This window comes from Psychrobacter sp. A3, assembly GCF_028823565.1.
Classification (GTDB): Bacteria; Pseudomonadota; Gammaproteobacteria; order Pseudomonadales; family Moraxellaceae; genus Psychrobacter; species Psychrobacter celer.
Map to the genome: position 1 here is coordinate 1 of NZ_JAPEHS010000136.1, position 3284 is coordinate 3284.

Sequence of the window (3284 nt, forward strand, 5' to 3'; positions counted from 1 at the left end):
CGTGCTGCGTTCCCAGAGGCTGCGCAACCTACATTTAAAAACAGCATCCCAGTAGTGCTATGACATTTTTAGAGTGTATCGACTATAGATGGTTTGTATAGTATACATCGCAAGTATAGCGAGCTTTATCAGCGTTATCGTATTCTTATTATAAGCAGATTAGCAAAAATGAATAATCAGTTTTACACTTTGTCTATTTATCCTCAACAAAAAAGACTGGCAATGACCAGTCTTTTGTACATCGTGCACCCGTTATCTTAAGCAGGTTTTTGTGGCTGCTTGAGGTCTAGACCGACTGTGCATTGCTGTAAGTCTTTTTGCATTTTTTTGACATATGGCAGATTGGAAGGGTCTTTTTTATTCTGTGCGTAGCTTTCGATTTCCCACATTTGACCGATGGTCATGTTGCTACGGACGTCGATGGTGCAATTGCACAGTTTGGTGGCGGTACTTTTGTCAGCGACTTTATATTTGACCGCGCCATTGACACAGGTATTGATATTGTCTTGCTTGATATCAGCCGCGTTTGCTTGGGGCAACGCAAAGATGGCAGCTAGGGCTAGGGGTAATACTGGCAACAACTTCATAAATATCCTCTTACAGATGGCGTTTGTTTTATAAATTTGGTGTGCGTCGCTGTTATCAAGGTACAGCGATACGCGGATGATATCGTCACTTAGGTTTTGTAACTAATGTCTTGCAATCAATGCAATCGCACATACCATAGCAAGGATAGGGCGCAAAATACAATGATGACATGCTGTGTTAATGCAAGCGAATGTTTCGCAAATGTTGATTGTTGGGCTGCGCGCCTACAAAAACTGCGCTATCTGCGCTTAGGGCTGATAGCGGGTAGGATCGACGACGCCTGCTTGGGCAAACCCTTGGCGGCGCAGCGCGCAGCTATCACATGTACCGCAAGCCAAGCCATTGGCATCTGCGCGGTAGCAAGAAATCGTCTGAGCATAATCGACACCCAATGATAGACCAAGCTCGATGGTTTTGGCTTTAGACAGCTGCTGCAGCGGTGTCTGAATCGACAAATGATGGCCGGTTACGCCCGCTTTGGTCGCGAGGTTGGCCATGTGTTCAAAGGCCGCGATATACTCAGGGCGACAATCTGGATACCCTGAGTAATCGACGGAGCTGACGCCAATGACGATATGATTGGCATCGGTCACCTCGGCCACGGCCAGCGCATAGGATAAAAAAATCGTATTGCGTGCGGGCACATAAGTATTGGGAATGGCGTCATTATCGACCTCATCGTGCTGCTGATTGGGAAATGTGTCGGTAGCGCCATCAGGGATCGTCATACTGTGGTCGGTCAAAGACGAACCACCCAACTGCGCTATATCGATATCAATGATACGGTGGCTGACCTTGGCAGTTTTGGCGATGGCTTTTGCAGCGACAAGCTCACTGTTGTGGCGTTGTCCGTAGTTAAAGCTGACCGCTGTCACCGAGGCGTAGCGTGCCTTGGCCCAATACAAGCAGGTTACCGAATCAAGTCCGCCTGATAGTAGTACGACGGCGTTTTGCTGATGCAAATCTGTGGCTGGCTCGTCAGCAGCTTGAGAAGAGGAGGCGGGCGGCAAGGTAGCGTGAGTCATAGTGGCGTCTGTTATTGGTTAATTTGTTATTGGTTGAGAAATAGTGAGTAGCTTATCAATGGTGATGAGCAAAAGTAAAGACTAACACCATAGGAGAAATAGTGAGTAGCTTATCAATGGTGATGAGCAAAAGTAAAGACTAACACCATAGTGATGGAGGCTATCTGGCTATTTTAGCAAAAACACCTGCCTGACAGAACCTTCAGGCGTCTTGTTAATGATGCGTGCCTAAAGCTAGCCACCGCTCGCGCCTGTGACAAGTTGCGCGGATAAATTAACGTCATCTTTTCAATCTGTTAGCAAACTTTGATATAATCGCAGCCGTCAGGGCACCTAGGGCATCCAAAGTATCCAAAGTTTCCAAGATATCTATGTCAGCGCAGGCTTTAACGAATTGCCGATGAATAGATTGCCCTTCATGATAGCCATATAATTTTAGTAAAGATATTGAGTAACTTATGACTGCAGCGACCATATTCACGCCAAACGCCATGCCAGAGCTTGTTGATACAGCGGCCGATGCAGGTTTGGGCAATGATAATTTGTACCCTGAGCACGATAGCATAGATGCTGCTGACAATAGCGCGGATGATGACAGTAGCACGTTGGAGCCTACGCAAACAGCGGCGTTTCGCAAACTACAAAAAAAGCTGCGCCGCCAAGTGTCGTGGGCGATTCGTGACTTTAATATGATCGAAGATGGCGATGTGGTGATGGTATGTGTCTCAGGCGGTAAAGACAGCTACACCCTGCTAGATATCTTACTGCTACTCAAGCGTATCGCGCCGATTCACTTTGACATTGTGGCGGTCAATCTGGACCAAAAGCAGCCAGGCTATCCTGAGGATATTTTGCCCGCTTATCTGAACGAGCAGGGCATCGCTCATTATATCTTAGAAAAGGATACCTATAGTATCGTCAAAAGCGTGGTACCAGAAGGCAAGACTTATTGTTCGGCTTGTTCGCGCTTACGTCGCGGCTCGCTATATGGTTTTGCCAAGCAAATAGGCGCGACCAAAATCGCATTAGGCCATCATCGCGACGATATGCTCGCGACGTTCTTTTTAAACCTCTTTCATGGCGGCGCGCTAAAATCAATGCCACCAAAACTGCTCAGTGATGACAAGCAAAACTTGCTCATTCGTCCACTGGCCTATGTCGAAGAAAAAGACATCATCGAGTATGCCAAGCTCAAAGAGTTCCCCATCATTCCTTGCAACTTATGCGGCAGTCAAACCAATCTACAGCGTGCCATCATCAATGACATGCTACGTGAGTGGGACGATGCCCATCCGCAGCGTTTGGCGTCTATTTTTAAGGCCATACAAAACGTCGCACCATCACAGCTCGCCGACCGTGAGTTGTTTGACTTTGAGACCTTGAGCCTCGATCGTGATAATGAGGAGCGCCTGTTTGAGGGAGATAATATTCAAGCAGGGCAGACTCAGAGCTTGGCCGATATTGGTCTGCCTACCGCACCTGAGAGCCAAACGTTTAATCCTAAGTTTGCCAGCAAACCGCCAGCAGAGAAACCCACAGACAGCCGCTCTACCGCACAGAAGATTCCAACAATTAATCCTGTGATTTAAAGAGAGCCGATTTACTCACACTCGTGTCAGAAAAAAACCAGCGCATTGGGGCGTGTTGAACATTCAACCATGGCACTGACAG

3 protein-coding genes are annotated in these 3284 nt (G+C 47.4%); 1 reads left to right on the forward strand and 2 read right to left on the reverse strand.

Annotation, left to right across the window (positions count from 1 at the left end; genetic code table 11):
• Positions 1-257 precede the first annotated feature (257 nt).
• Both NK638_RS12040 and queC read right to left on the reverse strand, forming a co-directional pair.
• Positions 258-587: a hypothetical protein gene (locus NK638_RS12040; protein ID WP_105245104.1), complete on the reverse strand. Its 330-nt coding sequence runs from the start codon at positions 585-587 to the stop codon at positions 258-260.
• A 249-nt stretch (positions 588-836) separates the two neighbouring features.
• Positions 837-1613 carry a 7-cyano-7-deazaguanine synthase QueC gene (gene queC, locus NK638_RS12045; protein WP_274633198.1) on the reverse strand — a complete coding sequence of 259 codons (777 nt, stop codon included), beginning with the start codon at positions 1611-1613 and terminating at the stop codon, positions 837-839.
• Between the two features lie 458 nt (positions 1614-2071).
• Between queC and ttcA the strand changes: the two genes are divergently transcribed.
• Positions 2072-3202: a tRNA 2-thiocytidine(32) synthetase TtcA gene (ttcA, locus tag NK638_RS12050; protein ID WP_274633199.1), complete on the forward strand. Its 1131-nt coding sequence runs from the start codon at positions 2072-2074 to the stop codon at positions 3200-3202.
• The last annotated feature ends 82 nt before the right edge of the window (positions 3203-3284 follow it).